This is a genomic window from Mesorhizobium sp. M4A.F.Ca.ET.020.02.1.1 (assembly GCF_004022645.1).
Lineage (GTDB): Bacteria > Pseudomonadota > Alphaproteobacteria > Rhizobiales > Rhizobiaceae > Mesorhizobium.
Genome location: NZ_RZOI01000371.1, coordinates 1 through 5918, shown reverse-complemented (window position 1 = coordinate 5918; position 5918 = coordinate 1). Strand labels below are relative to the sequence as shown.

5 protein-coding genes and 1 tRNA gene are annotated in these 5918 nt (G+C 63.9%); 3 read left to right on the top strand and 3 right to left on the bottom strand.

Annotated elements, in window-relative coordinates:
- On the top strand, positions 1 to 682 hold a 682-nt coding region (locus EN742_RS21420), incomplete at its 5' end, for an ATP-grasp fold amidoligase family protein (RefSeq protein WP_210214471.1).
- A 177-nt stretch (positions 683 to 859) separates the two neighbouring features.
- Here the strand turns inward: EN742_RS21420 and EN742_RS21415 are convergent.
- Entirely contained in the window at positions 860 to 1822 is a 963-nt protein-coding gene (locus EN742_RS21415; RefSeq protein ID WP_126058040.1) for a dihydrodipicolinate synthase family protein, read from the bottom strand.
- 456 nt (positions 1823 to 2278) lie between these two features.
- On the opposite strand from EN742_RS21415, the gene EN742_RS21410 reads away from it, so the two are divergent.
- Positions 2279 to 3319 (top strand): proline racemase family protein, encoded by a 1041-nt coding sequence (locus tag EN742_RS21410; RefSeq protein WP_126058041.1) that lies wholly within the window; start codon positions 2279 to 2281, stop codon positions 3317 to 3319.
- A 148-nt stretch (positions 3320 to 3467) separates the two neighbouring features.
- Here the strand turns inward: EN742_RS21410 and EN742_RS21405 are convergent.
- Positions 3468 to 3544, bottom strand: a tRNA-Arg gene (locus EN742_RS21405).
- A 156-nt stretch (positions 3545 to 3700) separates the two neighbouring features.
- Positions 3701 to 4864 carry a M20 aminoacylase family protein gene (locus EN742_RS21400; protein WP_126058042.1) on the bottom strand — a complete coding sequence of 388 codons (1164 nt, stop codon included), beginning with the start codon at positions 4862 to 4864 and terminating at the stop codon, positions 3701 to 3703.
- Positions 4865 to 5082: 218 nt separating this feature from the next.
- Here EN742_RS21400 and EN742_RS21395 point away from each other — a divergent pair.
- Positions 5083 to 5918: D-alanyl-D-alanine carboxypeptidase family protein (locus tag EN742_RS21395; protein ID WP_148670182.1), on the top strand; the 836-nt coding region annotated here is incomplete at its 3' end.

Here is a 5918-nt window from a genome sequence, read left to right as displayed (position 1 = left end):
GAACATTTTCGTCTCGGGCGGCCAGCCGGATCGCGCCTCCATCGTACGTCAGCTAAGGCTGTGGCTGGGCAAGCGGCAGGGTCGTCGCAACAGCGAATGGGCCTACTGGCGGATCGTGCCGGAGGTGTTCGTCGAGGAGATGCTGCCGCTCGCCGGCGGCGAGATCGCCACCGAGATCAAGGTCCAGGTCTGCAGCGGCGTCGTCTGCCATGTCAGGGCCGAGGACAAGAAGGCGCTCAAGTCGCGACTGTTTGATCCTGACGGCAACCCTTTGGCGGGGCGCGACATCGACTATCCGCGCGAGGATCAGGCGCTGCCCGTCACCGCCCGCCTCGTCGAATTGACTAGGCAAGCTGCCCTGATTGCGCCGCGCATCGCCGGCGATCTCGATTATGTCCGCGTCGATTTCCTGGTCACGCGCGAGCGGCTGTACGCCGGCGAGATCACTGTCTATTCGGCCGGCGGTTATGCAACCTGGAGCAATCCAGCCATCATGGCGGACATCGAGCGGCGCTGGCGGCTCGACCAATCGGACTATCTGCGCAAGCAGCATAGCGGGCTTGCCCGGCTCTACGCCGGTGCGCTGCGCTCAAAATGCCTCCGGGCCCACGGCAGTCCGAAGCCTGTTCCCGTTGCCGAAATCCACCCGCGCCTGGGCATGCCGGACCCGCGCGAGCCCTGAGCGTCCGGCCTGGCGGCCTGTGCAGGTCATCTTGGACCGCAATGCTGCACAGGCACCGACTTCTCACCGTGGCAAATCGAGATGCGGGTTTGTTTTCTCATTCGAAGACGGACGGGAGAAAGTCCGTTCGCTTTGGACATTTCGCTCAAGGGCTGCGCCCGGATCGTACTTGGCGGTTCAGGCCGCATACCTCTGAACCACGCCCGGCTGCCTTGACCACTGGGCATACCAGCTGTCGAACAGCTTGAGCTGTGCCTCGGCATAGCCGCGCTGGCTGTCGGTCAAGGCATCCGTCTCGTTGAAGTGCAGCCGGTATTCGGGATTACCCTTCAGCACCATCATGTGCTTGAAATAGAGCACCAGGTCCGGACCCTCGTCGAAGGAGGAGAGAACAGCGAGCGCGGCGTCCAGTTCCTGCGCGCGCTGGCGGGCTTCGGCGTCGCCCTTGGCGGCGGCCTGGCTGAGCCCGACGAGGTGCAGGACCTCCTTTGGCAAGACATTGCCGATGCCGGTGATCGCGCCGGACGCGCCGCAATTGACGAAGCCGTGGAAGACGGCGGTGTCGACGCCGATCATCAGCGCCACCTCATCGTCGCGGCTGGTGATGTTTTCGGCCGCATAGCGCAGATCCGACGGTCCGCCGAACTCCTTGAAGCCGACGAGGTTGGGATGTTCGGCGCGCAGCGCGAAGAACAGATCGGCGCGCGTGGCGAAGCCGTAATAGGGGCTGTTGTATATGACCGCGGGCAATTCGGGCGCGGCCGCGAGGACTGCCTTGAAATGGTGGCGCTGCGCGGTGACCGAAGGTCCGCGCGACAAGACGCGCGGGATCACCATCAGGCCTCGGGCGCCGACCTTCTGTGCATGGGCGGCATGCGCCACGGCGCTGGCGGTATTGACCGCGCCGGTTCCGACGATCACCGGCACGCCGGCCTTCACCAGGCGCTCGACCCCCTCCATGCGCTGCGCGTCAGTCAGCAGCGGCCAATCGCCCATCGAGCCGCAATAGACGACGGCCGACATGCCGGCGGCAATCAGCTCCCGCCCCTTGCGAACGAGCGCCTCGAAGTCGGGCTGGCGGTCTTCCGTGCACGGGGTCATCAGAGCCGGCATGCAGCCGGAAAAGACATTGGCGGTCATTCGGGTTCTCCCTTGAGGCTGGCGAACGGGCCGGCTGCCCATTCTGTCCCGGCGCCGGTCGTCTGTCACGGCTTCTTATCCTCTTATCGAGCAATCGCCACAGCTGGGCGGCGCCGGCCGGCGGCACCAAGCCGCTGTTCGACCCCATCGCCTTCGCGTGGCCGGGAGCGGATAATCATCCTTATGGACGATTTTTTTCAACGATCATTCGCCGTTTCGGTATCTTCTTGCGAGGTGGTTTGCTTTGATGGCCACGGAGGCGTGCGAGATGCCGGGACCGATATCGAACCATCGTGGAATGGCAGCGGTCCTGCTCTTGGCAATCTGCCGGTGCCGATTCCCGAAGGTTGAAGAGCAGGGACATGGCGCGGGATGATTTTGCGAATGATTGCATACATCGCGCGCCACAAGTGCGTAGCCTCGTCGCACTAGAGAACAGCCTTACAGGGAGCAACAATGCGCACCAAAGCCTCTATTCGTGTCGTCGGTTGTCATGCTGAAGGGGAGGTCGGCGACGTCATCGTGGGCGGCGTGCTGCCGCCGGCGGGCCGCACGATGATGGACAAGATGATCACGATGGAGCGCGATCACGACCATATCAGGCGCATGCTGATCTGCGAGCCGCGCGGCAGCGTCGCGCGGCACGTCAACCTGCTCGTTCCCTCGACGCGCAAGGATTGCGCAGCAGGCGCCATCATCATGGAGCCGACGGAATATCCGCCGATGTCCGGTTCCAACACCATATGCATCGCCACGGTGCTGCTCGAGACCGGCATGGTGCCGATGCAGGAGCCAGAGACCCGCTTCAAGCTCGACATGCCGGGCGGCGTCATCGAGGTGCGCGCCGAATGCCGCGACGGCAAATGCGTCTCGATCACCTTCCGCAACGCGCCTGCCTTTGTCGACCGCCTCGACGCCGGCATCGAGGTGGAAGGGCTCGGCACTCTTAAGGTCGATATCGCCTATGGCGGCATGTTCTACGCCATCGTCGATGCCACGGCGCTCGGCTTCTCGGTCGCCCCGGACGAGGCGCGCGAACTGGCCGTGGCCGGCGAGAAAATCCGACGGGCCGCGCGCGAACAGCTCGATGTCATCCATCCGGAATTCGACCATGTGCGCGGCGTCTCGATCGTGCAGTTCGCCATGCCGTTCCAAGGGCCGGGCAATGTCACGCGCAACACCTGCATCGTCTCGCCGGGACGCTCCGACCGCAGCCCGACGGGGACCGGCACGTCGGCCCGTATGGCGGTGTTGCAGGCCAGAGGCCTGATGGGCGTGGGCGACGTGCTCACCCATGAATCGATCATCGGCTCCCGCTTCACAGGCAGGATCGTGGACCTGACGGAAATCGGCGGGCGCAAGGCGATCGTCCCGGAGATCACCGGCCGGGCCTGGATCACCGGCGAGCATGCCTATTATCTCGATCCGACGGACCCGTACCCGGAGGGCTATGTGCTGTCGGATACCTGGGGCACTTCCACCTCGATGAAGCAATAGCCGCCCGGCCGCGAGCCAGAGCTGGACACCGCACCGCCACAAAGGCTGGCCGAAACCGAACGGACGATGCCTATACCCTGGTGAAAATCGATATCTATCCCTGCCGCCGTGCCAATCGGCGGCGGTCTCGCCAAACCATTGAAAAGCATGGTGATCCCGACAGGAATCGAACCTGTGACCTACAGATTAGGAATCTGCCGCTCTATCCTACTGAGCTACGGGACCACGCGGCCCGACACATAGCCGCTTCGGACCGGTTCGCCAAGAGGCGGACTGAAAGCAAAATCAGTCCGCCGTTTCGCAAAACTCACACTTGCCCCGACTTCTGCGCATGCCCGGCTACGGTCCGCGGAGGATCCACGTCCTTGCCGGGAACCGGCCTCAGGCGGCCAGAGCGGTCTCCGCGAGCTTCACCCAATAGCTCATGCCATGCGGAATGACCTCGTCGTTGAAATCGTAGGCCGGGTGGTGCAGGCCGGCCGTGTCGCCGTTGCCGATGAAGATGAAGGCGCCCGGCCGCGCTTCCAGCATGTAGGAGAAATCCTCGCCGCCCATCACCGGCTGGATGGAGCGGTGCACCTGTGAATTGCCAGCGATATCGGCGGCGACGTCGGCTGCAAAGACCGTCTCTTCCGCATGGTTGAAGGTGACCGGATAGTTGGGCTCGTAGTCGAAGGTGATGGTGGCGCCAAAGGCGGCGGCCAGGCCGTCGCAAAGGGCGCGAATGCGCTCCTCGGCCTTCTTGGCCACTTCCTTCTTCAGCGAGCGCACCGTGCCGGCGATCTCGGCGCTCTCGGGGATGACGTTGTAGGCGTCGCCGGCGTGGAATTTCGTCACCGACACCACCACCGACTCGACCGGGTCGGTGCTGCGCGAGGCGATCGTCTGCATCGCTCCGACAAGCTGGCTGGTGATGACGATCGGATCGATGGTGCCGTGCGGCATGGCCGCATGGCCGCCCCGGCCCTTGACGGTGATGGTGAATTCGGCGGTCGCCGCCATGATCGGGCCCGGCCTGATGGCGAACTGGCCGACCGGCAGGCCCGGCATGTTGTGCATGCCGAACACCTTGGAGATGCCGAAGCGTTCCATCATGCCGTCCTTGACCATCTCGTTGCCGCCGCCGCCGCCCTCCTCGGCCGGCTGGAAGATGACCGCGACCGAGCCGGTGAAATTGCGGGTTTCGGAGAGATATTTGGCGGCACCCAAAAGCATCGCCGTGTGGCCGTCATGGCCGCAGGCATGCATCTTGCCGGGAACAGTCGAGGCGTAGGGCTTGCCGGTGATTTCGTTGATAGGCAACGCGTCCATGTCGGCGCGCAGCCCAATCGTCGTGCCATCGCCGTTGCGGCCGCGGATGATGCCGACGACGCCGGTCTTGCCCAGGCCCGTCACCACCTCGTCGCAACCGAATTCCTTAAGCTTCCCGGTGACGAAGGCCGCCGTCTTGAAGACATCGAAGTTCAGCTCCGGCGTCTGGTGCAGGTGGCGGCGCCAACCGGCGACCTCGTCTTGCATCTCGGCGGCGCGGTTCAAAATCGGCATGATGGTCCCATTTCATCGTTGGAGCAGCCAGTTGCAGCCTGCTGCATTATAGTTGTGATTGCCAGGCGCTTTGCCATGTTGACGTCACATAGGGTAAATAGCACCGCAACAATGCAGCCCGGGAAATCGAGGGCCGGGCCGCACCATGCTGGCGATCGCGTAACGAAATCTTACGGAGCCAGGGGCGACTACGGCAAGAGGCGATTTCGGATTCCATGATGCGGCACGGGCATTTCCTCAAACTATTGCTGGCCGGCGCGCTGGCCTTGCCGATGCTGGCGGGCGTCGCGCGCGCCAATCCTTTGATCCTGTTCGACCTGAAGAGTGGCAAGATCCTTGAGCACCAGGACGCTTTCAAGCGCTGGTACCCGGCGTCGCTGACCAAGCTGATGACGGCCTATGTGACGTTCCGGGCCATCGCCGCCGGTGAGGTCACGCTCGATTCGCCGATCAAGGTGACGAAGCATTCTGCCGGCGAGCCGCCCAGCAAGATGGGCTTCAAGCCGGGCTCGGTGATGCGGCTCGACAATGCGCTGAAGATGATGCTGGTCAAGTCGGCCAACGACATCGCCATGGCCGTTGGCGAAAATATCGGTGGCACGCAGGCGGCCTTCGCCGACCGGATGAACGCGGAAGCGGCGCGTCTCGGCATGACCGGAACACATTTCGTCAATCCGAACGGGCTCTATTCGCCGGACCAGTACACCACCGCGCGCGATCTCGCGCTGCTGGTGATGGCGATCCGCGGCGAGTTCCCGCAATACGCGCCCTGGTTCTCGATCGAGGGGCTCGCCGTCGGCAAGAAGGCGCTCCCCAACTACAATCTGTTGATCGGCCGCTATCCGGGCGCCGATGGCATGAAGACCGGTTTTGTCTGTTCCTCGGGCTTCAACATGATCGGCTCGGCGACGCGCAACGGTCGCACACTGGTCGCCGTGGTGCTTGGCGAGAAATCGGCGGTCAGCCGTGCCGAGACGGCGGCGAAGCTGCTCGACCAGGGCTTTGACACGCCGACCACAGGGTCGACGACACTCGCCGCGCTGCCGTCCTATGG